The organism is Sphingobium sp. RAC03 (assembly GCF_001713415.1).
In the GTDB taxonomy this organism is placed as follows: Bacteria; Pseudomonadota; Alphaproteobacteria; order Sphingomonadales; family Sphingomonadaceae; genus Sphingobium.
On the sequence record NZ_CP016456.1, the window covers coordinates 1,806,212 to 1,831,233 of the forward strand.

Sequence of the window (25,022 nt, forward strand, 5' to 3'; positions counted from 1 at the left end):
GCAAGGCTGTGCGTCATGCGGCGACCACCTCGGCCCCGACCACCTCGGCATAGCCTTCGCGTTCCAGTTCCAGCGCCAGTTCGGGGCCACCCGATTTGACGATGCGTCCGTCCGCCAGCACATGCACAAAGTCGGGCTTCACATAGTCGAGTAGCCGCTGATAATGGGTGATGAGCAGCACGGCCTTGTCGGGCTTGCGCATGATCGCGTTGATGCCTGCGCCCACGATCTTGAGCGCGTCGATGTCGAGGCCGGAGTCGGTCTCGTCCAGGATCGCCAGCTTGGGATCGAGGATGCCCATCTGCACCATTTCGGCGCGCTTCTTCTCGCCGCCCGAAAAGCCGACATTCACCGGGCGCTTGAGCATGTCCATGTCGAGGCCGAGCAGCGCGGCCTTTTCCTTGGCGAGGCGGATGAATTCGCCGCCGTTCAGCTCCTTCTCGCCGCGCGCGCGCTTCTGGCTGTTGAGGCTTTCGCGCAGGAATTGCAGGTTGGATACGCCGGGGATTTCGACCGGATATTGAAAGCCCAGGAACAGCCCTGCTGCAGCGCGCTCGTGCGGCTCCAATGTGAACAAGTTCACACCGTCGTAGAGCGCCTCGCCGCCGGTCACCTCATAGCCTGGCCGTCCGCCCAACGTGTAGGCCAGCGTCGACTTGCCCGCGCCGTTCGGCCCCATGATCGCGTGGATTTCGCCCTCGTTGATGGTGAGCGACAGACCTTTGAGGATCGTCTTGCCGTCGATGGTGTTGGTCAGGTTGTCGATATTAAGCATGGATCATTCCCGGCGGTGCAATATTTGAAATCCTCCCCTGTAAGGGGAGGGGGACCATCGCATCGCGATGGTGGAGGGGTGTTACCCTATCGATGGCGGAACACCCCTCCGTCAGGGCTGCGCCCTGCCACCTCCCCTGCCAGGGGAGGATGAAGGATGCTCCGCACATCTCTTAGCCTTCGTGCGCGCGCTGGAGGGTGCGGGCGGTCCAGAAGGCCATGTCGCGCACGTCGCCCGGCGCGGGGAAGAGCGTGTCGATGTAGCGCTTGACCGGCATATAGGGCCACCAGTCGGCCTCGCCCTCTGGCGGTCCCTTTTCCAGCAGGGCGACGACGAATTCGCTGACCGGACCCATGCGGGCGAGGTTGGGCGCCTTCGCCTTGTGGAAAGCCTTGTCCTTGCGCAGCTTCTCCGTCATCGCCGCGTCCGCCTTTTGCAGGGCATCGCGGCTGGCGGCCTCGAACGCGTCGAGATCGCCGAAATCAGCGCGGGCGCGGGGCTCCAACTCGCCTTCTTCCAGCTCATAATCCTCGGTCAGGATACGGATCGCGGCGGTCCATGACTGGCCATTACCGACATCCTCCGCGAAATCCGCGAGGGCATCCTGAATATCGTCTTCGTCGCTCAAAACTCTGTTCCCTTGGAGTGTTGTTCTAAAAGCCCCTCCCCTTCAGGGGAGGGGTTGGGGTGGGGCGTTCGCCGATCGGGGAGGCTTTTGAGGCAATCGAGCAGCGCTCGTCCCACACCTTCCAGATTGCGCATCACGTCATCATTCGTGACCCGAAAGACATGATAACCATGCACTTCCAATTGATCGGTACGCCGCGCGTCAGCCGTCTGATCGCCATGCGTGTGCCCGTCAATTTCCACCACCAGCGCTTTACGCGGGCACAGAAAATCAGCGATGGCGTTGCCGATCACTGCCTGTCGACGGAATTTATAACCTCCAAGCCGCGAACGCGCGAGAATACTCCACAGCCGCGTTTCCGGCTCGGTTGGATTGCGGCGATTGGCGCGGGCATATGTCGCCATCGAATCGAGCTGCCCGGCTGGGACGCCCCACCCCCGGCCCCTCCCCTGAAGGGGAGGGGAGTCGATCTGGATCGCCCAGTCGTTAAGATCGGTCTGCTTGCCCACTAGCCGACTGATCCCTCCAGCGAAATCCCCAGCAATTTCTGCGCTTCCACCGCGAACTCCATCGGCAATTGCTGCAGAACCTCCCGCGCAAAACCATTCACGATCAAGCTCACCGCGCTTTCCGCGTCCAGCCCGCGTTGCATGGCGTAGAACAACTGGTCGTCGCTGATTTTGCTGGTCGTCGCTTCATGTTCGATCTGGGCGCTGGGGTTGCGGACCTCGATATAGGGGACGGTGTGGGCGCCGCATTGGTCGCCGAGCAGCAGGCTGTCGCATTGGGTGAAGTTGCGGACACCCTCCGCGCCCGGCGCAACGCGCACCAGGCCGCGATAGGTGTTGTTGCTCCGCCCCGCCGAAATCCCCTTCGACACGATGGTCGAGCGGGTGTTCTTGCCATTGTGGATCATCTTGGTGCCGGTGTCGGCCTGTTGCCTATTATTGGTCAGCGCGACCGAGTAGAATTCGCCGACGCTGTTGTCGCCGTTCAGCACGCAGGACGGGTATTTCCAGGTGATCGCCGACCCGGTTTCCACCTGAGTCCACGAAACCTTGCTGTTCCTACCTTGGCACAAGGCGCGCTTGGTGACGAAATTATAGATGCCGCCCTTGCCGTCCGCGTCGCCGGGATACCAGTTCTGGACGGTCGAATATTTGATCTCCGCATCGTCCAGCGCGACCAGTTCCACGACCGCGGCGTGCAACTGATTCTCGTCGCGCATCGGCGCGGTGCAGCCTTCCAGATAGGAGACATAGCTGCCTTCATCCGCGACGATCAGCGTGCGTTCGAACTGGCCGGTATTTTCCGCGTTGATGCGGAAATAGGTGGACAGCTCCATCGGGCAGCGGACGCCCTTGGGAATGTAGACGAAGGTGCCGTCGGAAAAGACCGCGCAGTTGAGCGTCGCGAAATAATTGTCGTGCATCGGCACGATCTTGCCCATCCACTTTTTCACCAGATCGGGATATTCGCGCACGGCCTCGCTGATCGAGCGGAAGATGACGCCCGCTTCCTCCAGCTCCTTGCGGAAAGTGGTGGCGACGGACACCGAATCGAACACGGCATCGACCGCGACGCGGCGGCTGCCCTTCACCCCGGCCAGCACTTCCTGTTCGGCGATGGGGATGCCCAATTTCTTGTAGGTGGCGAGGATTTCGGGATCGACCTCATCGAGCGAATCCAGCTCTACCTTTTTCTTCGGTTCGGCATAATAATAGGCGTCCTGATAGTCGATCGGGGGCACGTTGAGTTTCGCCCAGTCGGGCGGCGTCATCGTCTTCCACATCGCGAACGCCTTCAGCCGCCAGTCGAGCAGCCATTGCGGTTCGTTTTTCTTGGCGGAGATGAAGCGGACCGTGTCTTCGTTCAGCCCCTTGGGCGCGAAATCCTGTTCGATGGCGGACGACCAGCCATGTTCGTAGGTCGAGGCGCGATCGGCCGCGTCCTGCGCTTCCTGGTTACGGACAGAATAGCCTGGGACAGTGGTGATTTGCTCGGTCATGCCATTTCTCGTGTAAGGCTGGCGATGGTCACGCCAGCCAGGGCAGCGCGGATCGCTTCATTGGCGACGTTCATATGCGGGCGAATGCGGCAATCCTGCTCCAGCGTGCAGTCATGCGTGCCCGTGTCGGCGCAGGCGGTCATGGCGATCGGCCCTTCGACCGCCTCCACCACATCGGCGAGCGTGATGGTGGCGGGCGGGCGCGACAGGCGGACGCCGCCGCCCGTGCCCCGGCTCGATTCGAGCAGGCCCGCCGATGACAGGCGACCCACCAGCTTTTGCGCGGTGGGCAGCGGGATGCCGGTTTCGGCGGCCAGGGTGGTCGCGTTCATCTTGGCAGCGCCGCAATGGCGCGCAGCGGCGGACATCAGCACGACCGCATAATCAGCGAAGCTTGATAATCTCATGCCAGTTGCGAACCATTCTTAAATCGGATCAATATCGTCCGATTGGCATTTGGTCCTCTCAGGCTCGGGAATCAAGGGCTAATTAGGATAGGCGGTTGAGCATCGCCACGTCGCTGCCCAGCGAACGGCGCAGCAGGGTGAGCTGGGCGACGGCGGAGGGCTCGTTCTGCAACTGATGCGGGGTCAGGCCAATGAAGTGCTTGATTTCGCGAATACAATGGGACTGGTCGTAGAAGCCCGCCTCCTCGCATAATTGCTGCCAGCTTTCGCCATCCAGGGCGATTCGCGCGGAACAGCGCAGGGCACGATATTTGCGCGCCAGCAGCTTGGGCGGCGCACCATAATATTTGTTGGTGAGGCGCGCGAGCTGGCGCGGCGACAGGTCGGTGGCTTCGGCCAGCGCCTCGATTCGCGGCGATCCTTCGCCCATCAGCCAGCCATCGACCGCATCGAGCAAGGCCCAGGTGGTACCGCGCAGCGGTTTGACCAGGCGGCCAAGCGCGGCCCAGCACCGCGCCGCGATCTCGTCGGCCTCCGTCTCGTCGATCGCCCGCAATTCCGCCAGTAGCTCTGCATGATGCGCGCCGCCGACCGCCGCGAGGTCGCACAGGCGGTCAGCCAACAGGCTGGCGTCGCCGCCATGGAGCGATTGCCACCCGGCGGGCAGGAGGGAGATGCCGACGACCCGGCTGGGCCGGTTCAATTCGAAGCGGGTCGCGCCCATGGTCGGACCGAGCAGACAGACATCGGGCGTCGGCATCACGACGTCGTCCTGAAAATGATAGTTGCCACCGCCCGACAGCATGAAACGCAGCTGTGGCACGTCAGCACGGGTGGCGTCGCCATAATGATCGGCGTCGACGGTGAACAGATAAAGCGAACCGAAATAGGCGCGCAATTGTTCAGGCGGCGCGAAATAGCGCAGCCGCACCGGTCCCTGCGCGGCGGCCACTGTATAGGACAGCGGACCCCCTTCGTCCGGCAGGGCGACTGCGCCCCCGGCCATTCCGAATTTGTGCAACCCCATTTTTTTCACCCCAAGGGGTTTACTATGCGCCAACTGCACCCGCGCGCAAGTAACATGGTGAAAGAACTGTTACTTTTCTGCCTCGCTACTGCACTGCACATAAAAATGACCCGGCGATTTTCATCGCCGGGTCAGGAAAAGGTCTCATCGGCTGGAAGCCGTCGAGCCTTCGGGTCGCAGGGGTGCTTTACGCCGGAATCGCCGTAATATTATTGGATGAATCAGACATTCCACTGCCCTAAACCGTCTCATTCATGACGTTTCCTGTCATGATATGTCACTAACAGGCGGTTGTGGCGCTTTAGCCACAGCGACTCGACGTGTCGGCGCGGCGCTGGCATAGGCACGTCCCATGTCCTATCGTCTGATCCGCCCGCTGCTGTTTGCGCTCGATGCCGAGCGTGCCCATCATCTCTCTCTTGCTGCGCTGCGGATGATGCCGACACGCGCGCCGCTGGCACCCGATCCGATGCTCGCAACCATGGTGGCGGGCATTCGCTTTCCCAATCCGGTCGGATTGGCGGCGGGTTATGACAAGGATGGGCGGATCGCACACAAGATGCACGGCCTTGGCTTTGGTTTTGCCGAGCTGGGGACGCTGACGCCGCTGGCCCAGCCGGGCAATCCGCAACCGCGCCTGTTCCGGCTGGTCGAGGACAAAGCGGTGATCAATCGCTTCGGGTTCAACAATGGCGGGCAGGGGGCGGCGGCGGATCGTATCGCGCGCTATCGTCGGCCGGTTGGTGACGGTCCGGTTATCGGCATCAATATCGGCGCGAACAAGGATGCGGCCGCCGCCGGACGGGGCATTGCCGACTATGTCACGGGCGTCACCTGCATGGCGCCGCTCGCTGATTATCTGACGGTCAACATCTCGTCCCCCAATACGCCGGGCCTGCGCGCGCTGCAGGATCGCAGCGCGCTCGACGCCTTGCTGAGTGCCGTAATGGCCGCGCGCGCGCAGGGAGGCCCGCCCATTTTCCTGAAGGTCGCGCCCGACCTGGAACCGGCCGATGTCGAGGATATCGCCGCGGCCTGTATCGACCACAGGGTCGACGCGCTGATCGTGTCCAACACCACCATCACCAGGCCCGCGCTGCGATCGACCCATGCGGGCGAGGCGGGCGGGCTGTCGGGCGCGCCGCTGACCGACCTGTCGCTGTCGCGGCTGCGCGATTTCCGTCGCCTGCTGGGCGATCGGTTGCCGCTGATCGGGGTGGGGGGCATCGCGACCGGCGCGCAGGCCTATGCCCGCATCCGAGCGGGGGCGTCGCTGATCCAGCTTTACAGCGCGCTGGTCTATGAAGGGCCGTATCTGGCGCGGCGGATCAACCGGGAGTTGAAGGCGCTGATGACGCGCGACGGCGTGGCGACGATTGCCGATCTGGTGGGTATCGACGGCTGATCCGTCCAAGGGGCTGGAAAGGGTTGCGATCGGCAACTCCCGCTATAGGGTAAGCCCCATGACATGTCGTTTTTCTGGCCTGCTGGCCCCTTTCGCCCTTCTCGCTTTAGTGCCGTTGCCCGCCGGCGCGCGCGCGCCGGTATCGACCAATGCCACCGTTTCGGCCGCCGATCCGCGCGCGGCGCAGGCGGGGCAGGAGATATTGCGCAAGGGGGGCAGCGCCACCGACGCCGCCATCGCCATGATGCTGACGCTCAACGTGGTCGAGCCGCATAATAGCGGCATCGGCGGCGGCGGTTTCCTGATGCATCATGACGGGGAGACCGGGCTGCTGGAATCGATCGACGGGCGCGAGACGGCCCCGGCCGCCGCCCGGCCCGACCGGTTCATGGGAGCCGATGGCCAACCGCTATCCTTCCGCAACGCCTGGCCGGGCGGCCATTCGGTGGGGGTGCCGGGCAATGTGCGGCTGGCGTGGGACGCGCATCGCAAATGGGGTAAGCTGCCCTGGGCCGATCTGTTCCAGCCCGCCATTCGCGCGGCGGAAGAGGGCTATGAAGTGCGCCAGCGGCTCGACACCGCGATGAAGGCGGTCGCGGGGGTGTGGGCCGACTTCCCTGAAATCCAGAAATATTTCTGGATCGACGGCAAGCCCGCGCCGATGGGCACGATGCTCAAAAACCCGCCGCTCGCCGCATTGTTCAAGCGGATCGCGGCGGAAGGGCCGGACGCTTTCTATACGGGCGAAAATGCCCGCATCCTGGCGCAGACCGTCACCAACGCGCCGAAAAACCCGGTGCCGATGACGGAAGCGGACATTGCGGGCTATCAGACCAAGCTGCGCAAGCCTGTCTGCGGCAAATATCGCGTCTATACCGTGTGCGGCATGGGTCCGGCCTCGTCGGGCGGAGTGACGGTGCTGGAGATATTGGGCATGGTCGAGCGTTTTCCGCTCGGCACATGGGGGAAGGATGACCCCCGGTCCTGGCATGTCATCGGCGAGGCGATGCAACTGGCCTATGCCGATCGTGGCACATGGCTGGGCGACCCGGATTTCGTGTCGGTGCCGCTGACGGGGATGATCGATCCTGCCTATCTCAAGCAGCGGTCGGCGCGCATCCGTTTGAACAAGGCGCTCAACGACTATCAGCCCGGCACACCGCCCGGCGCGCAGCCGCGCACCGCTTCGCGGCCGCAGCCCGAAAGCGGCACCAGCCATTTCGTCGCGGTGGACCGGGAAGGCGACATCGCCGCCTGGACATCGACGGTCGAGAGTTTCTTTGGCAGCCAGTTGATCGCTAACGGTGTCATTCTGAACAATGAACTGACCGATTTCAGCTTCACCCCGGAAAAGGACGGCGCGCCGGTCGCCAACCGGGTGGAGCCGGGCAAGCGGCCGCTATCGTCCATGTCGCCGACCATCGTCTATGATGAGGCGGGCACGCCCGTCTTCACTGTCGGCGCGGCGGGGGGCAAGACCATCATCATGCAGGTGGCCAAGGCGCTGATCGCCCATTTCGACTGGGGCCTGTCGGCGCAGGAGTCGATCGCGCATGGGCTGATCTACTTCAACGGCGAAGGGCTGGTGCTGGAGCAGGGCACGTCGCTGGAGGCGATGAAGGCACCGCTCGAAAAACTCGGCCATCGCGTGTCGTTGTCACGCATGGGCCTCAAGGCCAATGCGGCCGAGCGCCTGCCCGATGGCCGCTGGCAGGGCGCCGCCGATCCGCGCAGTCCGGGCGTGTCGTTGCAGGAGTGAGGTCTATGGGGTGCCTTCCTCCCCTGGCAGGGGAGGTGGCTGCGCGTAGCGCGGACGGAGGGGTGTCGCGCCATCGATAGGGTGACACCCCTCCACCACTTCGTGGTCCCCCTCCCCTTACAGGGGAGGATTTAAGGGAGTTGGCAAAAAAAGGGCGGCTCACAGGCCGCCCTTTTCGTCTTACTTCTTGGCGAACCAGGCCGTCAGCGCGGGCTTCAAGCGGGTGCGGGTTTCGATGCGGGTGTTGATCGCGGCGATGGCGCGATCGACCACCTTGCGCGATTCCGGCGTCAGATATTGGGTCGCATAGGCGTCCAGCTTGGTCGCCATCGCCGGGTCGGCCGATCCACCGCCCAACCGCGCGAGCGCCTGACTGCGGGCCGAAACGTCGATCAGCCCTTCATATTGCGCGCGGTGCGCCAGCACATAGTCGACCGCCAGCATCGGATGCTCATAGCCCACTTGCGAAATGATCGCAGCGCTGGTGGTCTTGCCCGGCTCGTCGGTCAGCGCCAGGTCGAGCGCTTGGCGGGCGAGCTTTTCATCCTTGGCTCCGCCGAGCAGCGCATAGAGCGTGCTTTTTTCCAGGTCGGTCTTTGCGCCCTTGGCCAGCGCGCGCAGCTTGTCCCAGGTCGCCTGATCGGCATTTTTAGCGATGATCGCCATCCAGACGTTGCGCAGCGGACCGTCGAGCGCGGCGGGATCGCTCGCCAGTGCGGCAAAACGGCGATTGGCTTCGGCGACCACGGCCTTGTCGCCCATCTCGCCCAATGTACCGACCAGCGCCGACCGCAGCACGGGCACCTGCGGATTTTCGCCCGGCTTGGCATCATAACCGATGCCGGTCAGAACCGGTGTCAGCTTGGCCGACGTGTAGGCCGCGACCTTAGCCTGCCCGGCCGTGTCGCCCTCCAGCATGGCATAGGCGCTGTCCAGATAGCCGGGCACCTGCGCCAGCACGGCAGGGGTGGCGGTGGCGGGCACGGCGTCGATCAGGTCGAGCGCCAGGCCCATCGGCTGATAACCGCCCAAGCCAAGCTGGAAATTGTCGGCCAGCAGCCCGGTCTGGTCGATCGCAGGCAGCGTGGTGAAACCGGCGGCGAGCGCCTCGACATTGGCGGCGGGGTAGAGCGAACGATAATAGCCCGTCTGCCCGGCATTGACGACATAGGCACCGCAGCCTGGCAGCGTCATTTGCCCCTTGCCCTGCAGGATCAGCCGCTGCGGCGCGCCGCCGATGGTCTGCGCCATGACCGGCACATTCCAGCTCAAGGGCGTCTTGTCCTTCTTGTCGCGGCTGAACTCGCCTTGGCTCAGCGTCAGCAGCGTGTTGCCGCCCTGGCATTGCGCGCTGTCGACCTTGACCAGCGGGATGCCGGGCTTCGACGTGAAGTCATGCGCAATCGACACCAGCCCCTTGGCGCCTGCGCCCTCGACCGCCTTCCACAGGTCGTCGGTGACGGTGTTGCCATAGGCATTGGCCTTCATATAGCTGCGGATGCCGGTCTTCCACACATCCTCGCCGGCATAGCCCTCCAGCATGGTGATGACGGCTTCGCCCTTCTGATAGGTGATGGCGTCGAACGCCTGGTTCACCTGATCAACGGTGGTGATCTTCTGAACGACGGGGTGGGTGGTGGCGAGCGAGTCGAGGCTCATTGCCGCCTCGCGACCATCGACGCGGGTCAGCAGCATTTGCCAGTCGGGCTGCAACTTGTCGGTGACCTTGGTCGCCATCCAGCTTGCGAAGCCTTCGTTCAGCCACAGATCGTCCCACCAGGCCATGGTGACGAGGTCGCCGAACCATTGATGCGCCATTTCATGCGCGACGGTTTCATAAATGCGGCGCTTGGTCGCTTCGGAGGTAAAGCGCGGATCGACCAGCAGAGCGCGCTCAAAGGTGAAGATCGCGCCCCAATTTTCCATCGCGCTGAAAAACTGGCTCTGGCCGGGGCCAGCGACATTGTCCAGCTTGGGCAGGGGATAGGGGACGCCGAAATAATCGTTGAAATAGGGCAGGATGGACACTGATGCGTCGAGCGCCAACTGCGCCTTACCCGTATTGCCCTTGCCGGTGATGACGCCGACTTCGGTCGCGCCGGACATCTTGGTCGCGCGCTCCAGCTCGCCCAGGCCAAAGAAGAGCAGATAGGAAGACATTTTGGGGCTGGTGCCGAACGTCACCTGGGTCTTGCCGCCGCCCAGATCCTTGGTCGATGTGACCGGCATGTTGCCGACGGCCAGTTCGCCGGTGGGGATGATGGCAGACAGGTCAAAAGTCGCCTTGTAGCTTGGCTCGTCCCAGCTCGGCACGAAACGGCGGGCGTCGGGCGCTTCGAACTGGGTGAATAGCGCGCGCTTCGACGCGCCGTCATTGTCGGTATAGTCGAGCGCGAACAGGCCGTTCGCCTGGGTGTTGATGACGCCGGCATAGGTGATGGCGAGCTTATAATTGCCGGGTGCCAGCGGCTTGCCGAAGTCGAGCGTCACCGTCTGCGCATCGGCATCGACTTTGGCGGTGCCCTTGATCGCCTTGCCCTTGGCGGGCGTCAACATGACGTCGCCGAAGCTCAGGTCGGCAGCGTTCAGCACCAGCGTCGGCATGGCCGTGCTGACAGCGACGTCGATCGTCACCTTGCCGGTGAACTTCAGATTGGCGGCGTCGGGGGTGACGGTGATCGCATAATGGCTGGGCACGGCGCCGCGCGGCAATTGGGTGGTGATCCCGGCAGCGGGGCCGGTGGGGGCCATCTGCGCCAGCGCGGGCGTGGCAAGGGCGATGGGGGCGGCGGCCAGCAACAGCGGCAGGATTTTGGCGAGGGACATAGGTTTTTGAGACTCCGACACGTCTTGACGGCGCGGCCACATGGCTCTGCGCCCTGATGCAACGCGGGATCAACCGTTTCGCTGCGTCGGTCAAGCGATGTAATGCTATTACAACGTCGTTGGTCGAACCCGAACGCCCGTTGGTCGGCGGGTGCCTACAGCATCCGCCGCATCACATTGTCCTTGAGCAGATAATGATGCCGCAGCGCCGCGCCGATATGGAGTAGGATCAACGCCGCCCAGATGAAGCCCATAATCTCATGCCCTTCGCCCGCCAGATCGACGATCAGGTCGCCCTTGGTCACTGGAAATTTGGGGACGTCGAACAGGAAGAACCAGTTCAAGGGTCGCGTGCCCGCCGACGTCATGATCCAGCCCGACAGGGGCAGCACGATCATGAAGATATAGAAGAGCGCGTGGGTGGCGTGCGCCGCTCCTTTTTCCCAACTGGGCATGGCGACGGTCAAGCGCGGCGCGGGATTGGCCAGCCGCCAAACGATCCGCACCAAAGTCAGCGCCAGGACGGTCAGCCCGATCGACTTGTGGATCGGGATCACTGCCCAATCCTTGGGCAGTGCATCATGGCCGATGCCAAGCACCAGGGCGAGGATGATGAGCAAGGCCATGGCCCAATGCAGGGCGCGGGCGACTCCTTTATAGCGGTCCATGGCAGCGCTTCCTTCTGTTCGTTTCCTAACCGTGACGATTGGCGACCAGATTGTCCACCACCGAAGGATCGGCCAGGGTGCTGGTATCGCCTAGCGCTTGCGCGGAGACTTCGCCTTCCGCAATTTTACGTAGGATGCGGCGCATGATCTTGCCGGAGCGGGTCTTAGGCAGGCCGGGCGCGAACTGGATGACATCGGGGGTGGCGATCGGGCCGATTTCGCTGCGGACCCATTTGACCAGCGTCTGGCGCAATGCGTCGCTGGGTTCGATCCCCGCGTTCAACGTGACATAGGCGTAGATGCCCTGGCCCTTGATATCATGGGGAAAGCCGACCACCGCCGCTTCGGCGACGCTTTCGTGCAATACCAGCGCGCTTTCGACCTCCGCCGTGCCCATGCGATGGCCCGATACGTTGATGACGTCATCGACGCGGCCCGTGATCCAATAATAGCCGTCCGCATCGCGGCGCGCGCCGTCGCCCGTGGTATATTTGCCGGGATAGGTGGTGAAATAGGTCTGGAAGAAGCGGTCATGGTCGCCATAGACGGTGCGCATCTGCCCCGGCCAGCTACGCGCGATGACCAGATTGCCCTCGGTCGCGCCGTCCAGCACTTTGCCCTCGGTATCGACGATCTGCGGCATCACGCCCGGCATGGGTAAGGTGGCGGAACCGGGCTTGAGGTCGGTGGCCCCCGGCATCGGCGCGATCATCGCGCCCCCGGTTTCAGTCTGCCACCAGGTATCGATGATCGGGCAGCGGCCTTCGCCGACGACGCCATGATACCAGCGCCATGCCTCCGGGTTGATCGGTTCGCCGACGGTGCCGAGCAGGCGGAGCGAGGCGCGGCTGGTCGCCTTCACATGGGCGTCGCCTTCTTTCATCAGCGCGCGCAACGCCGTGGGGGCGGTGAAGAGGGTCTCGACCTGATGCCGGTCCACCACTTCCCAGATTCGTGCCGGGGTCGGCCAGTTCGGCACGCCTTCATACATCAGCGTCGTCGCGCCATTGGCCAGCGGGCCATAGACGATATAGCTGTGCCCCGTGACCCAGCCGATATCGGCGGCGCACCAATAAATGTCGCCGGGCCGATAGTCGAAGCAGAGTTCATGGGTGAGCGCGGCCCAGAGCAGATAGCCGCCCGATGTGTGCAGCACGCCCTTGGGCTTGCCGGTCGATCCCGACGTGTAGAGGATGAACAGCGGGTCTTCGGCCTGCATGGGTTCGGGCGGGCAGTCGGCCTCGACGCTCGCTGTCGCCTCATGCAGCCACAGGTCGCGGCCTTCCGCCATCGTCACCGCGCCGCCGGTCGCCTGCACGACCACGACATGTTTGACGCCGGGGCAATGGGCGAGCGCGGCATCGACATTGGCTTTCAGCGGCACGGTCTTGCCCGCGCGGCGGCCTTCGTCGGCGGTGATGACCAGCGTCGAATCGCAATCGATGACGCGGCCCGCCAGCGCTTCGGGCGAAAAGCCGCCGAACACCACGCTATGCACCGCGCCGATCCGCGCGCAGGCGAGCAGGGCGATGGCGGCCTCCGGGATCATCGGCATATAGATGGTGATGCGGTCGCCTTTGCGCGCGCCAGCGCTTTTCAGGACATTGGCGAAACGGCACACTTCTTCATGGAGTTGGCGATAGGTGTAGCGGCGCGGTGCCTCGTCGGGGCTGTCCGGTTCCCACAGGATCGCGACCTGATCGCCGCGCGTCGCCAGATGGCGATCGATGCAGTTGGCGCTGACGTTGAGCACCCCGTCCGCGAACCATTGGATGCCGAAATCCGCCTCGGCAAAGCTGCTTTCGTCGCTTTTGGTCGGCGGCGTGATCCAGTCGAGCCGGTGGGCACGCTCCAGCCAATAGTCGTGGGGCGCCTCGATCGAACGCGCATAGTCGGCATCACGCGCGGCCCGGTCCATGAGCGCGCTGCTGGCCCAGTCCCCCGGCACCGGGAAGAAATCGTCAGGCATGGGGGCATCCTTTCCATCGCGTAATCATTATCGCAGTCTCTTCTATCGTCCCGCCCGGCGGATCGGAAGGTCGGACCATGCCGTTTCTTGCCATGCTTTTGGACGATATGACCGAAATTGTTGAGGCGGCTTCCGCCATTTTGCCGCTTCCCCCCCGACCCGCGCGCGCCTAACAAGGATCGCCTATGTGGCTGCTTTATCAATTTCCGCTTTGCCCCTTCTCTCGCAAGGTCCGGCTGCTGCTGGGCGAAAAGGGGATCGGCTATGATCTGGTCCGCGAATCGCCCTGGGCGATGCGCGACGAATTTCTCGACCTCAATCCGGCTGGCACCACGCCGGTCATGGCCGATCATGACAAGGGTCTGACCCTGATCGACAGCCAGGCGATCTGCGAATATTTCGAGGAAACGGTGGAAAAGGTGCCGCTGATTTCCGGCACCGCCGCCGGGCGCGCTGAAGTGCGGCGGCTGACCGCCTTTTTCGACCAGAATTTCTATGGCGACGTGGTCGGCCCGCTGCTGCACGAACGGATGAAGAAACGGCTGATCGAGCGCGCGCCGCCCGAAGCCCGCATCCTGCGCGAAGCGATGAAGCGCGCGAATGTGCATATGGATTATATGGACTATCTGCTCGACCATCGTAGCTGGATGGCAGGCGGTACGCTCAGCCTCGCGGACATCGCGGCGGCGGCGCATCTGTCGGTCGCGGACTATCTGGGCGGGATCGACTGGCAGGGGCATGAGCCGGTGCGGCGCTGGTATGCCGGCTTCAAGTCGCGCCCGTCCTTCCGCCCGCTATTGTCCGAGCGGATGGAAGTGATCGCGCCGCCGCCCCATTATGAAAAGCCGGATTTTTAAGAGCGTCTGGCAATATTGTGGTCGGCTTGCCGCCGTCATGAACGGCTGGACGATGCTGAAAACGTCGCCCGCGGACCGAAAACAGCCTACCCCTTCTTGTCCTCGTCCACCATGTCGGATGCCAGTTCCAGCCCCGCGCGGCCATGCGCGGCGGTGTGGGCGGGGGCTTTGGGATGGGGGACGTCGATGGGTTCCTCGACCTCCAGCATTCCTTCCCATTTGGTGATGACCGACGTGGCGATGGCGTTGCCCAGCACGTTGGTTGCGGTGCGGCCCATGTCCATGAAGTGGTCGACCGCCAGGATGAAGGCCACGCCCTCGACCGGCAGGTCGAACTGGCCCAGCGTCGCGGCGACCACCACCAAGGATGCGCGCGGCACGGCGGCGATGCCTTTGCTGGTCACCATCAACACCAGCAGAATCGTGATCTGCGTCGCGATCGGCAGGTCGATGCCATAGGCTTGCGCGATGAAGATCGTCGCGAAGGTCGCATACATCATCGAGCCGTCGAGGTTGAAGCTGTAGCCGAGCGGCAGCACGAAGCTATAGATGCGGCGCGGCACGCCGAACCGATCGAGCTGTTCCAGCATCTTGGGATAGGCGGCTTCCGACGAGGCGGTGGAGAAGGCGATCAGGATCGGTTCGCGGACATAGCGGATCAGCGTGAACATCCGCTTACCCAGGAACACCGATCCCGCCGCAAACAGCAGCAGCCAGAGGCAGAAGAGCGCGATGTAGAATTCGCCGATCAACTCGCCGAACGTGACCAGCACACCCAGCCCTTCCGTGGTGATCACCGACGCCAAGGCGCCGAATACGGCGAAGGGCGCGACGCGCATGACATAGCCCGTCACCTGCAGCATCAGTTCGACCATCGCCTCGATCACGCCGACGATCGGTTTGCCCTTCTCGCCGATCGCGGTCAGCGCGACGCCGACGAACAGTGAGAAGACGACGATCTGGAGGATCGAATTTTCCGCCATCGCGCCGACCATGGAGGTCGGGAAGACATGCAGGATGAAGTCACGGAAATTGAGCGATTCGGTATTCACGCCCGATTCCGCACCATTGCGGACCAGGTTGAGCCCTTCGCCCGGTGCGAAGAAATTGACGAACACGAGGCCCAGCGTCAGCGAAATCAGGCTGGCGATGACGAACCAGGCAAGCGCCCGCCCGCCGATGCGCCCCAGCGCTGCGCTGTCGCCCATATGGGCGATGCCCGCAACCAGCGTGGAGAAGACCAGTGGCGCGATGATCATCTTGATCAAATGCAGAAAGATGTCGGCCAACAGGTGGAAATAGCCCGCGACCTGCTTGGCCAGCGTTTCGTCGCCACCCACCCACAGGTTCGCGGCGAACCCTACGATCACCCCAAGGACCATGCCGGTGAGGATGAAGGCCGTCAGTCTGTTGCGCATCTATTCCCTCATGAGCCGCGCGGACGCCGCTCGCAATATTATTACAACCGTCAGGGAACACCTAACAGGCGCATCGGCCACCCGCAATCGGCGTGCGGCCCCCGCCTTGAGATAGACGAACAAGCCGCCGCTTTCCGCGCCTCGGTTCATCCCAAACGGTGCAATCCGCGCCTATCAGGGGTAGAGCAACCCTTCGGTCCAGCCCGCATCGTCCCGTGTGAACAGGCGGCGTTCGTGCAGGCGATGTTCGCGATCCTGCCAGAATTCGATGCGTTCAGGGGCGAGGCGGAACCCCGACCAATGGAGTGGACGCGGCACCGGCTGGCCCTCGAACCGCGCATTGGCTTCTTCGAACCGGGCCATGAAGATTTCGCGCGAGGGCAGGGGGCGGGATTGGTCGGAGGCCCAGGCTCCCAATTGGCTGTCGCGGCTGCGCGTCGCGAAATAGGCATCGGCCGTGGCATCATCCACGGGGTCAACCGTACCCTCGATCCGTATCTGTCGCCGCATCGATTTCCAGTGGAAGAGCAGGGCAGCATGGGGATTTTCGGCCAGGTCGCCCGCCTTGCGCCCCTCGAAATTGGTGTAGAAGATGAAGCCGTCCGGTCCATGGCCCTTCAACAAGACCATGCGGACGGAGGGACAGCCCCGCGCATCGGCGGTGGCCAGCGCCATGGCGTTGCTGTCGTTGATTTCGGTTTCACGCGCCTGGCTGTACCAGTCGTCGAACAAGGCAAAGGGATCGATCATGCCCCACTGTCTAGGCGGGCGATGTGATAGTGTCGATACGGGCTATTGCGCAACTTGAACCGACGCGTCGCTTTCGCCACATAGGACGGCAATTCCCCGTCCCAGAACAAGAGGCACCAGAGTATCGATGGCTGATCCCTATTCCACCCTTGGCGTTGCGCGCGGCGCGACCGAGGCAGAGATCAAGTCGGCCTATCGCAAGCTGGCCAAGGAACTGCATCCCGACAAGAATAAGGACAATCCCAAGGCGTCGGAGAAATTTTCCGCCGCTACCAACGCCTATGATCTGTTGTCCGACAAGGACAAGCGCGCCCGGTTCGACCGGGGCGAGATTGACGGCGATGGCAATCCGACCGCGCCCTTCGGCTTTGGCGGCGGGGGAGGCGGCGGCGGTTTTCGCGGCCAGCCCGGCGGCGGCGGGTTCGATCAGGGCGGCGCGGATTTCGGCGATATTTTTGAAGGCCTGTTCGGCGGCGCGGGTCGCCGTGCTGGTGGCGGCGGCTTTGGCCGACAGGCACCGCCGTCCAAGGGCGCGAATGTCGCCTATCGCCTGGCAGTGCAGTTCACCGATGCTGCGACTTTGGCGCCCCAGCGGATCACGTTGCAGGATGGCAAGACCATCGACCTCAAACTGCCCGCTGGGGTCGAAACCGGCACGCAGATGCGCCTGTCGGGCAAGGGGCAGGCGGGGCCAGGGGGCGCAGGTGACGCGATCGTCACGATCGAGGTGAAACCCCATCCCTTCTTCACCCGCGACGGCGACAATGTCCTGCTCGACCTGCCGATCACGCTCGACGAGGCGGTCAAGGGTGGCAAGGTCAAGGTGCCGACTGTCGATGGTGCGGTGATGCTGGGCGTGCCGACGGGTGCGACGTCGGGCAAGACGCTGCGGCTGCGGGGCAAGGGCTTTACCGGCAAGGACGGCGCGCGGGGGGATCAACTTGTGACCCTGCACATCGATGTGCCCGCCGATGATCCGGCGATCCGGGCGCTGGTCGAAAGCTGGCAGGACAGCCGACCTGTGCGCGCCCATCTTGGTGTTTGAGGCGTTAGGGGGCGGATGCCGCTGAATTCGCCCTATACGCCCGAATCCCGTCGCCATATGGCGGCACGGACACGCGCCCATTTCCATCGCCAGATGAAGCGGGTGCGCCCCGGATCGCAAGCGTTCGAGGTGATGAAGCGGGTCGCTGTCGGCACCTATAGCGATGGCTTCATTCACGCCGGGAACCTTGCCTATCTCTCGCTGATGACGCTTTTTCCCTTCTTCATCGTCGCAGCGGCGGTGGCGAGTATCTTCGGCCGCACCGAAGATGGCCTGGCCGCGGTCAACGCCTTCCTGACAACGGTTCCACGCGGCGTCGCCGATGTCGTGCGGCAACCGATCAGCGATGTGCTCAATGCCCGCTCCGGTCCTTTGCTATGGTTGGGCGGATTCGTGGGTCTGTGGACCGTCGGCAGCCTCATCGAAACCATCCGCGACATATTGCGCCGCGCCTATGGCACCAAAAGTACCAAATCCTTCTGGCATTATCGGCTGAGCGCGGTCGGCATCACTTTGGCCAGCGTCGTGGCGGTGATGTTCGCCTTTTCGCTCCAGGTGGTGATCACGGGCATCGACCAGTTTCTGACCCATCTCCTTCCCTGGGCCGATGATGCCATCGCGCTCGTCGCGTCGGCCAAGCTGGTGCCGATGGTCATCGTCTGCGTGGCGCTCTGGTCGCTGTTCGTGTCACTGACGCCGACATTATACAAGGATCGTCGCTTCCCCAAATGGCCCGGCGCGGTCGCGACGTCGCTCTGGTGGTATGGCACGACATTGCTCTTGCCGCCGACCCTGTCGCTGCTGGGCGGCTATGACCGGACCTATGGCAGCCTGGCCGGCGTCATGATCACGCTCATTTTTTTCTTCCTAGTCGGGCTTGGCGTGGTAATTGGCGCGGAATTGAATGCGGCGCTGGCGGAATTTCCCGAAGAGGAAGTGGCCTTGCTGCCCGAAGACCAAGGGAACGGAACGAAGATATGAACGGCTTGATGGCGGGTAAACGCGGCCTCATCATGGGTCTGGCGAACGACAAGTCGTTGGCTTGGGGCCTTGCCAAATCCTTGCATGAACAGGGCGCTGAACTGGCCTTTTCCTATCAGGGCGACGCGCTCGCCAAGCGGGTCCGGCCTTTGGCGGAGCAGGTGGGTTCGGACTTCCTGATCGATTGCGACGTGACGGACATGGACAAGCTCGACGCCGCCTTTGCGGAGATTGAGGCGCGCTGGGGCACGCTCGACTTCGTCGTTCACGCGATTGGTTTTTCGGACAAGAATGAACTGCGCGGCCTCTATGTCGATACCAGCCTCGACAATTTCCTAATGACCATGAACGTGTCTGCTTACAGTTTCGTGGCAGTCACGCGCCGCGCGCGCGCGCTCATGCCCAATGGCGGCAGCATCCTGACGCTCAGCTATTATGGCGCGGAAAAGGTCATCCCCCATTATAACGTCATGGGCGTGGCCAAGGCGGCGCTGGAAACCAGCGTCAAATATCTGGCGATGGATCTGGGTCGCGAAAATATCCGCGTCAATGCCATCTCGGCTGGTCCGATCAAGACATTGGCGGCGAGTGGCATCGGCGACTTCCGCTATATCCTCAAATGGAACGAACTGAACGCCCCGCTGCGCCGCAACGTGACCATCGAGGATGTCGGCGGCGCAGGCCTGTATCTGTTGTCGGACCTGGCCAGCGGCGTGACCGGTGAAATCCACCATGTCGATGCAGGCTATAATGTCATCGGCATGAAAGCCGAAGACGCCCCGGATATCGCGCTCGATAAGTAAGCGCGTGCCGACGGTCCTGCGCGAAAGCAATCTGCGCGTCATGATCTATACCGACGATCACGCCCCGGCTCATGTCCATGTGTTTGGCGACGGGGAAACGAAAATTGCGTTGGGTGAGCATGACGGACAGGTAGCAGTTGTTCGAGTAGTCGGCGCTGATCTGCGCGAGAGTCGACGGGCGCTGCAAATCGTGCGAGAAAAGCGCGACTATTTGATCGAAAGGTGGAACGCCATTCATGGGTGAACTGACCCAGTCTCAATTCGACGCAGCCATCGAACGTGGCGCGCATGATCTGGCGACGAGTCCGCGTGCGCGGGCCGCGCGCTATGATCGCGACACCGGACACATCGTGATCGATCTGGTCAACGGTGCCACCTTCGCCTTCCCTGCCACACTCGCGCAAGGACTGGAAACCGCCAGTGCGGAGCAGTTGGAAGCGGTGGAAATATTGGGTGCGGGGTTCGGTCTGCATTGGGAAGAACTGGACGCTGACCTCACGGTGGCAGGCCTGCTCGCCGGACGTTTCGGCAGCGCGCGCTATATGGCGCAGCGTTTTGGTGCAGCCTGGGATAGCGAAGCGGCAGAATGAGCGTCAATAGTTTCGGTCGCATGTTCCGCTTCACCACCTGGGGCGAGAGCCATGGTCCGGCGATCGGCGCGGTCGTGGACGGCTGCCCGCCCGGCCTGCCGCTCAGCGAAGCGGACATTCAGCCCTGGCTCGACCTGCGCAAGCCCGGCACGTCCAAATTCACCACCCAGCGTCGCGAGGCGGACGAGGTGCGCATCCTGTCGGGCGTGTTCGAGGGGCGGACGACGGGCACGCCAATCAGCCTGATGATCGAGAATACCGATCAGCGATCCAAGGATTATTCGGACGTCGCCAAGGCCTATCGCCCCGGTCATGCCGACTATGCCTATGATGCCAAATATGGCTTTCGCGACTATCGCGGCGGCGGACGTTCGTCTGCGCGCGAGACGGCGTCGCGCGTGGCGGCGGGCGCGGTTGCGCGTGCCGTCATCCCTGATGTCGACATCTTTGCCTATGTCAGCGCGATCGGTGGCGACGCGATCGACTATGACAATTTCGACGCGGCGCAGATCGGCCAGAACCCCTTTTTCTGCCCTGACCCGGAAGCGGCCGTCCGCTGGGAAAAGCTGGTGGATGATGCACGGCTCGATGGCTCATCGCTCGGCGCGATCGTGGAATGCGTCGCCAGTGGCGTTCCGGCCGGTTGGGGCGCGCCGCTCTATGCCAAGCTCGACAGCGAACTGGCCGCGGCGATGATGAGCATCAACGCAGTCAAGGGCGTCGAGATTGGCGATGGGTTCGCGGCTGCGAGCCTGCGCGGCGAACAGAATGCCGACCCGATGCGTCCCGGTCCCGATGGACCGACCTTCCTCGCCAATCATGCAGGCGGCATTGCGGGGGGCATCGCGACGGGCCAGCCGATCAAGCTGCGCGTCGCCTTCAAGCCAACCAGTTCGATCCTGATTCCGGTCGAAACCGTGACGCGCGAGGGTGAGGCTTCGGACATCATCACCAAGGGCCGCCACGACCCCTGTGTCGGCATTCGTGGTGTGCCGGTAGTCGAAGCGATGATGGCGCTGGTGCTGGCCGACCAGAAATTGCTTCACCGCGCCCAATGCGGGGAATGACGCGCCGAACCGACCGTAAAAAAACGAGACGACTCACTTTTGTTGCGATAGTATGACGCCATCGCCTGTTCGACGGGCAAGCGGCAGAGCGTAAGCCTGGGGAGCGTCACCACACATTGCGTGGACTGACGGTCAAAACGTCCCCTGACCGCCGCGACACGGGCCAGCCATGCAACCATGGCTGGCCCATTTCGTTTCAGCCCGGCAAGATCGGCGGCCAGCGCCAATCTTGTTGGGGACAGGGGCATCATGCATTTCATCACCGCGCTGCTGGGCGTGTATCGGGCCGAAATCGGCTTGGCGGTTCTGGCCGCCATGTTCATCGCTTTCGTGCGCGAACGTTATTCCCCCACAGTGATCGCGGTGGTGGGGGCCTGCATTTTCGCGCTGCTCGGCATGCTGGATGAAAAGGCGATGTTTTCGGTCTTTTCCAATAGCGCGCCGCTGACCGTCGGGGCGATGTTCATCCTGTCGGGCGCGCTGATCCGAACCGGTGTCATCAGCCGCGTCGCCGACCTCATCATGACGCGCGCGGAAAAGCGTCCCCGGCTTGCCCTTGCCGAAGTGGCGATCGGCACGATCATCCTGTCGGCGTTCCTCAACAATACGCCCGTGGTTGTGATCCTGATCCCCATCATGTTCAAACTGGCGCAGGCGACCGGCTATCCGGTCAAGAAACTGCTGATCCCGATGAACACCGTCGCGGTGCTGGGCGGCTGCCTCACTCTCGTCGGCACATCGACCAACCTGATCGTTGCGGGCATCGCCGCGGACCAGGGCATGGCCCCGTTCGGCATTTTCGACATCACCCTTTATGGCCTCGCTGGAACCCTGGCAGGCGTCGGCGCGCTGCTGCTGCTGTCCTTCCTGCTGCCAAGCGACCCGCCTACCATTGCCGGAGAAAATGGCGGTAATGTGCAGGATTATCTGACCGAATTGGTGGTGCCGCAGGATAGCGATCTGGTTGGCCGGGACGTCAGCACGCTCGGCATGTTCGGGCGGTCGGTCAAGCTGCTCGGCATCAAGCGCGGCGGTGACATTCGTCGCCGCGAGCTGATGGAAGAAGAACTGCATAGCGGCGACCGGCTGATCGTCCGCGCCGATGGCGCGGCGATTATGACATTGCGGGAGGCGGGGGACTTCGAACTCGGCATCGCCGCCGATTCGCGCACATCCGGGCAGGAAGGGGCGGTCGTCGAGGCGATGGTCGCGCCCAGCCATCCTTCCATTGGCGAGCGGTTGGCGGACATTCCCTTCCTCCATGCGCTGCGCGTGCGGATCATCGGCATTCATCGCGCGCGCCATTTGTCCGGACCCGACCTGTCCAATACGCGGGTGCGCGGTGCCGACCGGTTGCTGATCGCAGGCAGTGACGATGCGATGCGGTCGTTGCGCGACAATCCGCATCTGATCGGCGTCGATGTCAGCCGGGTGCGCGCCTTCCGCCGCAAGAAGGCATGGATCGCCATAGTTGCGATGGCAGGCGTGGTGCTGCTCTCGGCGCTCGACGTCATCGGCATCGGTTTGGCTGCCGTCATCGCGGTCGGTGTCATTCTGCTCAGCCGTTGCATCGACCCGGAAGAGGCCTGGGGTGCGATCGACGGCGACGTGCTGATCCTGATCTTCGCGATGTTGGCGGTCGGCTTGGCGCTCGAACAGGCAGGCAGCGTCGCCTTGATGGTCGGCTGGATCACGCCGCTGCTGCAAAATGCACCGGCCTGGTCGCTGGTTTTCCTCATCTATTTCTTTGCGCTGATCCTGTCCGAACTGCTCAGCAACAATGCGGTGGCGGCCCTGTTGACGCCCATCATCATCGCGATCGCGCAGCAATTGGGCGTCGATCCCCGCCCCCTCATCATCGCGCTGATGATCGGCGCGTCGGCCTGTTTTGCGACGCCGATCGGCTATCAGACCAATGCGCTGGTCTATGCCGCGGGCGATTATCGCTTTGCCGATTTCGTGCGGATCGGCGTGCCGATCAACATCGTCGTGGGCATAGCGGTGTGCAGCGCGCTGGTGCTGCTCGGCTAAGCGCCAATCCGGTTGGGCTGGCTCTGTTCGCAGGGCCATGCCTCCGCCAGACCGGAGCAAATGACAAGGAACCGTTCCATGACCAGCCTGCCCTTCACTCAGGTCGATGCTTTCGCCGATGCCCCTTTCACCGGCAATCCGGCCGCGGTGATGCCGCTCGACGCCTGGCTCGACGATGCCACGCTGCAGGCCATTGCGGCGGAGAATAACCTGTCGGAGACGGCCTTCACCGTAGCGACGCCCGACGACCCAGAGGCGGACCATGCGCTGCGCTGGTTCACCCCGACCGTCGAAGTGAAATTGTGCGGTCATGCCACCCTCGCCAGCGGCCATGTGCTGATGGGGCAGGGGGATGTGGTGCGTTTCCGCACGCGGCATGCGGGCATGTTGTCCGTATCGCGCGCTGGCGATGGCTATGCGCTGTCGCTTCCGGCCTGGGATATGGCGCCCCGTGCTTTGCCGGAACTGGCGGCAGGGCTGGGGGGCACTCCAGTCGAGTCGCATTGGCGGGATGGTGGCTACAGCCTGTTCCTCTTCCCCGATGCCGCTGCGGTGCGCGCGCTCGCGCCGGACTTTGTGGCGTTGAAGGCGCAGGGCGACGTGATGCTCATCGCCACCGCGCCGGGTGAGGATAGCGATATCGTCAGCCGCGTCTTCGTACCGGGCGGCGGCGTGGATGAAGATCCCGTCACGGGGTCCGCCCATGGCCTGCTCACCCCCTTCTGGGCCAAGCGCCTGGGCAAGACGACCCTCAGCGCGTTTCAGGCGTCGGCGCGCGGCGGTCGGCTTGGCTGCACCCTCGATGGCGACCGGGTGATCCTGACCGGCCAGTGCCGTACGGTGATCGAGGGCCGCTTCCACCTCTAGCCCGGAAACAGCCCGATCACCCGCGCCAGCGCCGCCTTCACCGCGACCCTTTGTTCTTTTTCCGGCGACATGCCGATCCGCACCACGGTCAGCCGCTGGCTGGGCGACACCAAGATATATTGGCCATTATGCCCCACACAGCCGAACAGGCTGGCGGGGGCGATGCCCGGCATCAGCGCGCTTTCGCTGCCTTCGCGGTTGAGCCAAAGGTGCGCGCCATAGGCCGGGTTGCGTTTCGATGGCGTGCGCATGAAGTCGACCCATTTTTCCGGCAATATCTGATGCCCGCTGGGGCCGCGCCCCTGCCGCCGCAGCAATTCGCCAAAGCGGCCATAGTCGCGCGCGGTCATATGCATGATGCTGCCGCCGATCATCGTGCCGGCCGCATCATATTCGGGCGTCAGGCTGGGCAATTTGCCCGGTGCCTTCAACCGTCCGTCGATGAACATCGCCATCGCCCGGCGCCGCACGTCGGGATCGCTGCTGTTGGTCAGCATCCGCGTCATCAGGTCGGACAGGATGATGCTGCTGCCGGTCGAATAGGCGAAGTGGGCACCTGGCGCCTGCCCCAGCGGCTTGGCCTCGGCATAGGCGCGCATGTCCTGCGCGCCGTCGGTGAACAGCATCCGCACCGTGTCGCCGCTCTGGATCGGTTCGCCATCCTCGACATGATCGAGGCCGCTGGTCATCTGGAGCAATTGGCGCAACGTGATCTTGCCGCGCGGATCGCCCGGCTGGCTCCATGCCGCCACCGGCACCGGCGCGTCGATCGCCAGCCGTCCGTCCGCCACCATCAGGCCCACCAATACCGCCGTCACGCTCTTGGCGATCGACCAGGACAGGAGTTTCGTCTCCGGCCCGAAACCCGGCGCATAGCGTTCCGCGACGATTTCGCCGTCGCGCATCACCAGCAGCGCGCGGGTGTCGCCCATCGCCGCATCCTCGAACAAGGGGTCGATCGCGGCGCGCAGCGCAGCCTCCCCCACCGCCGCATCGCGCGCCACATGGTAGAGCGGCTGCGGGTCGGCCGCGCGCACGCGCCACAGCCCGCCCGCGCCGACAAGGGCCACCAGGGCGGCGCCAAGGCCAAGCCGCTTTACGCTGTTCCATTCGATCTTCATAAGCCGCGCCCTTAGCCATC

At 63.5% G+C, this 25,022-nt stretch carries 23 protein-coding genes; 11 read left to right on the top strand and 12 right to left on the bottom strand.

Annotation, left to right across the window (positions count from 1 at the left end; translation table 11 throughout):
* Nucleotides 1-13 precede the first annotated feature (13 nt).
* The 6 genes from sufC to BSY17_RS13310 all read right to left on the bottom strand — a co-directional run bounded on the left by sufC (nt 14) and on the right by BSY17_RS13310 (nt 4,824).
* The gene (gene sufC / locus BSY17_RS13285) at nt 14-775 is read right to left on the bottom strand and encodes a Fe-S cluster assembly ATPase SufC (RefSeq protein ID WP_069065865.1); all 762 of its coding nucleotides are present in this window, start codon (nt 773-775) and stop codon (nt 14-16) included.
* Between the two features lie 172 nt (nt 776-947).
* On the bottom strand, nt 948-1,403 hold the full coding sequence (locus tag BSY17_RS13290) for a hypothetical protein (RefSeq protein ID WP_037476824.1): 456 nt from the start codon (nt 1,401-1,403) through the stop codon (nt 948-950).
* Nucleotides 1,400-1,912, bottom strand: coding sequence for an endonuclease domain-containing protein (locus tag BSY17_RS20970; protein ID WP_237236315.1), 513 nt, complete (start codon nt 1,910-1,912; stop codon nt 1,400-1,402). The genes BSY17_RS13290 and BSY17_RS20970 overlap by 4 nt, the downstream gene beginning before the upstream one ends.
* Nucleotides 1,912-3,411 carry a Fe-S cluster assembly protein SufB gene (gene sufB / locus BSY17_RS13300; RefSeq protein ID WP_069065867.1) on the bottom strand — a complete coding sequence of 500 codons (1,500 nt, stop codon included), beginning with the start codon at nt 3,409-3,411 and terminating at the stop codon, nt 1,912-1,914. The genes BSY17_RS20970 and sufB overlap by 1 nt, the downstream gene beginning before the upstream one ends.
* Nucleotides 3,408-3,818, bottom strand: coding sequence for an RrF2 family transcriptional regulator (locus BSY17_RS13305; RefSeq protein ID WP_043149212.1), 411 nt, complete (start codon nt 3,816-3,818; stop codon nt 3,408-3,410). Before BSY17_RS13305 ends, sufB begins: the two co-directional genes overlap by 4 nt.
* Nucleotides 3,819-3,900: 82 nt before the next feature.
* Nucleotides 3,901-4,824 (bottom strand): helix-turn-helix domain-containing protein, encoded by a 924-nt coding sequence (locus BSY17_RS13310; protein WP_237236316.1) that lies wholly within the window; start codon nt 4,822-4,824, stop codon nt 3,901-3,903.
* A 373-nt stretch (nt 4,825-5,197) separates the two neighbouring features.
* Between BSY17_RS13310 and BSY17_RS13315 the strand changes: the two genes are divergently transcribed.
* Together BSY17_RS13315 and ggt are read left to right on the top strand one after the other, a co-directional pair.
* Nucleotides 5,198-6,250, top strand: coding sequence for a quinone-dependent dihydroorotate dehydrogenase (locus BSY17_RS13315; RefSeq protein ID WP_069065869.1), 1,053 nt, complete (start codon nt 5,198-5,200; stop codon nt 6,248-6,250).
* Nucleotides 6,251-6,308: 58 nt separating this feature from the next.
* Nucleotides 6,309-8,009, top strand: coding sequence for a gamma-glutamyltransferase (gene ggt / locus BSY17_RS13320; RefSeq protein ID WP_069065870.1), 1,701 nt, complete (start codon nt 6,309-6,311; stop codon nt 8,007-8,009).
* Between the two features lie 180 nt (nt 8,010-8,189).
* Here ggt and BSY17_RS13325 read toward each other — a convergent pair whose 3' ends face one another.
* The 3 genes from BSY17_RS13325 to acs form a co-directional block, all read right to left on the bottom strand.
* On the bottom strand, nt 8,190-10,835 hold the full coding sequence (locus BSY17_RS13325; RefSeq protein ID WP_069065871.1) for a M1 family metallopeptidase: 2,646 nt from the start codon (nt 10,833-10,835) through the stop codon (nt 8,190-8,192).
* A gap of 155 nt (nt 10,836-10,990) precedes the next feature.
* The gene (locus tag BSY17_RS13330) at nt 10,991-11,503 is read right to left on the bottom strand and encodes a cytochrome b (RefSeq protein ID WP_069065872.1); all 513 of its coding nucleotides are present in this window, start codon (nt 11,501-11,503) and stop codon (nt 10,991-10,993) included.
* 25 nt (nt 11,504-11,528) lie between these two features.
* Nucleotides 11,529-13,472 (bottom strand): acetate--CoA ligase, encoded by a 1,944-nt coding sequence (gene acs, locus BSY17_RS13335; protein WP_069065873.1) that lies wholly within the window; start codon nt 13,470-13,472, stop codon nt 11,529-11,531.
* A gap of 185 nt (nt 13,473-13,657) precedes the next feature.
* On the opposite strand from acs, the gene BSY17_RS13340 reads away from it, so the two are divergent.
* Nucleotides 13,658-14,329, top strand: a complete 672-nt coding sequence (locus tag BSY17_RS13340) for a glutathione S-transferase family protein (protein ID WP_037476369.1) — start codon at nt 13,658-13,660, stop codon at nt 14,327-14,329.
* 86 nt (nt 14,330-14,415) lie between these two features.
* Here BSY17_RS13340 and BSY17_RS13345 read toward each other — a convergent pair whose 3' ends face one another.
* Nucleotides 14,416-15,747: a dicarboxylate/amino acid:cation symporter gene (locus tag BSY17_RS13345; protein WP_037476370.1), complete on the bottom strand. Its 1,332-nt coding sequence runs from the start codon at nt 15,745-15,747 to the stop codon at nt 14,416-14,418.
* Between the two features lie 174 nt (nt 15,748-15,921).
* Nucleotides 15,922-16,497 carry a pyridoxamine 5'-phosphate oxidase gene (gene pdxH / locus BSY17_RS13350; protein WP_069065874.1) on the bottom strand — a complete coding sequence of 192 codons (576 nt, stop codon included), beginning with the start codon at nt 16,495-16,497 and terminating at the stop codon, nt 15,922-15,924.
* Between the two features lie 127 nt (nt 16,498-16,624).
* Between pdxH and BSY17_RS13355 the strand changes: the two genes are divergently transcribed.
* The 8 genes from BSY17_RS13355 to BSY17_RS13390 all read left to right on the top strand — a co-directional run bounded on the left by BSY17_RS13355 (nt 16,625) and on the right by BSY17_RS13390 (nt 23,881).
* Nucleotides 16,625-17,542 (top strand): DnaJ C-terminal domain-containing protein, encoded by a 918-nt coding sequence (locus BSY17_RS13355; protein WP_069065875.1) that lies wholly within the window; start codon nt 16,625-16,627, stop codon nt 17,540-17,542.
* Nucleotides 17,543-17,557: 15 nt separating this feature from the next.
* Nucleotides 17,558-18,523, top strand: a complete 966-nt coding sequence (locus tag BSY17_RS13360) for a YihY/virulence factor BrkB family protein (protein ID WP_171899240.1) — start codon at nt 17,558-17,560, stop codon at nt 18,521-18,523.
* Nucleotides 18,520-19,326, top strand: a complete 807-nt coding sequence (gene fabI, locus BSY17_RS13365; protein ID WP_069065876.1) for an enoyl-ACP reductase FabI — start codon at nt 18,520-18,522, stop codon at nt 19,324-19,326. The genes BSY17_RS13360 and fabI overlap by 4 nt, the downstream gene beginning before the upstream one ends.
* A gap of 4 nt (nt 19,327-19,330) precedes the next feature.
* Nucleotides 19,331-19,570 (top strand): DUF4160 domain-containing protein, encoded by a 240-nt coding sequence (locus BSY17_RS13370; RefSeq protein ID WP_069065877.1) that lies wholly within the window; start codon nt 19,331-19,333, stop codon nt 19,568-19,570.
* Entirely contained in the window at nt 19,563-19,916 is a 354-nt protein-coding gene (locus BSY17_RS13375; RefSeq protein WP_069065878.1) for a DUF2442 domain-containing protein, read from the top strand. The genes BSY17_RS13370 and BSY17_RS13375 overlap by 8 nt, the downstream gene beginning before the upstream one ends.
* Nucleotides 19,913-20,983 carry a chorismate synthase gene (gene aroC, locus BSY17_RS13380; protein WP_069065879.1) on the top strand — a complete coding sequence of 357 codons (1,071 nt, stop codon included), beginning with the start codon at nt 19,913-19,915 and terminating at the stop codon, nt 20,981-20,983. The genes BSY17_RS13375 and aroC overlap by 4 nt, the downstream gene beginning before the upstream one ends.
* Nucleotides 20,984-21,232: 249 nt before the next feature.
* On the top strand, nt 21,233-23,014 hold the full coding sequence (locus BSY17_RS13385) for an SLC13 family permease (protein WP_069065880.1): 1,782 nt from the start codon (nt 21,233-21,235) through the stop codon (nt 23,012-23,014).
* A 78-nt stretch (nt 23,015-23,092) separates the two neighbouring features.
* Nucleotides 23,093-23,881, top strand: a complete 789-nt coding sequence (locus BSY17_RS13390; protein WP_069065881.1) for a PhzF family phenazine biosynthesis protein — start codon at nt 23,093-23,095, stop codon at nt 23,879-23,881.
* On the opposite strand, the gene BSY17_RS13395 is transcribed toward BSY17_RS13390, so the two are convergent.
* Nucleotides 23,878-25,002 (bottom strand): serine hydrolase domain-containing protein, encoded by a 1,125-nt coding sequence (locus BSY17_RS13395; RefSeq protein WP_069065882.1) that lies wholly within the window; start codon nt 25,000-25,002, stop codon nt 23,878-23,880. The two genes, BSY17_RS13390 and BSY17_RS13395, sit on opposite strands and share 4 nt — an antisense overlap.
* Nucleotides 25,003-25,022: the final 20 nt, after the last annotated feature.

Coding starts and splice junctions, on each gene's coding strand:
- ggt (WP_069065870.1), top strand. CDS start 6,309: ATGACATGTCGTTTTTCTGGCCTGCTGGCCCCTTTCGCCCTTCTCGCT.
- sufB (WP_069065867.1), bottom strand. CDS start 3,411: ATGACCGAGCAAATCACCACTGTCCCAGGCTATTCTGTCCGTAACCAG.
- fabI (WP_069065876.1), top strand. CDS start 18,520: ATGAACGGCTTGATGGCGGGTAAACGCGGCCTCATCATGGGTCTGGCG.
- BSY17_RS13330 (WP_069065872.1), bottom strand. CDS start 11,503: ATGGACCGCTATAAAGGAGTCGCCCGCGCCCTGCATTGGGCCATGGCC.
- BSY17_RS13325 (WP_069065871.1), bottom strand. CDS start 10,835: ATGTCCCTCGCCAAAATCCTGCCGCTGTTGCTGGCCGCCGCCCCCATC.
- BSY17_RS13360 (WP_171899240.1), top strand. CDS start 17,558: ATGCCGCTGAATTCGCCCTATACGCCCGAATCCCGTCGCCATATGGCG.
- BSY17_RS13395 (WP_069065882.1), bottom strand. CDS start 25,002: ATGAAGATCGAATGGAACAGCGTAAAGCGGCTTGGCCTTGGCGCCGCC.
- sufC (WP_069065865.1), bottom strand. CDS start 775: ATGCTTAATATCGACAACCTGACCAACACCATCGACGGCAAGACGATC.
- pdxH (WP_069065874.1), bottom strand. CDS start 16,497: ATGATCGATCCCTTTGCCTTGTTCGACGACTGGTACAGCCAGGCGCGT.
- BSY17_RS13345 (WP_037476370.1), bottom strand. CDS start 15,747: ATGCGCAACAGACTGACGGCCTTCATCCTCACCGGCATGGTCCTTGGG.
- BSY17_RS13310 (WP_237236316.1), bottom strand. CDS start 4,824: ATGGCCGGGGGCGCAGTCGCCCTGCCGGACGAAGGGGGTCCGCTGTCC.
- BSY17_RS13385 (WP_069065880.1), top strand. CDS start 21,233: ATGCATTTCATCACCGCGCTGCTGGGCGTGTATCGGGCCGAAATCGGC.
- BSY17_RS13305 (WP_043149212.1), bottom strand. CDS start 3,818: ATGAGATTATCAAGCTTCGCTGATTATGCGGTCGTGCTGATGTCCGCC.
- aroC (WP_069065879.1), top strand. CDS start 19,913: ATGAGCGTCAATAGTTTCGGTCGCATGTTCCGCTTCACCACCTGGGGC.
- BSY17_RS13315 (WP_069065869.1), top strand. CDS start 5,198: ATGTCCTATCGTCTGATCCGCCCGCTGCTGTTTGCGCTCGATGCCGAG.
- acs (WP_069065873.1), bottom strand. CDS start 13,472: ATGCCTGACGATTTCTTCCCGGTGCCGGGGGACTGGGCCAGCAGCGCG.
- BSY17_RS13390 (WP_069065881.1), top strand. CDS start 23,093: ATGACCAGCCTGCCCTTCACTCAGGTCGATGCTTTCGCCGATGCCCCT.
- BSY17_RS13340 (WP_037476369.1), top strand. CDS start 13,658: ATGTGGCTGCTTTATCAATTTCCGCTTTGCCCCTTCTCTCGCAAGGTC.
- BSY17_RS13375 (WP_069065878.1), top strand. CDS start 19,563: ATGGGTGAACTGACCCAGTCTCAATTCGACGCAGCCATCGAACGTGGC.
- BSY17_RS13355 (WP_069065875.1), top strand. CDS start 16,625: ATGGCTGATCCCTATTCCACCCTTGGCGTTGCGCGCGGCGCGACCGAG.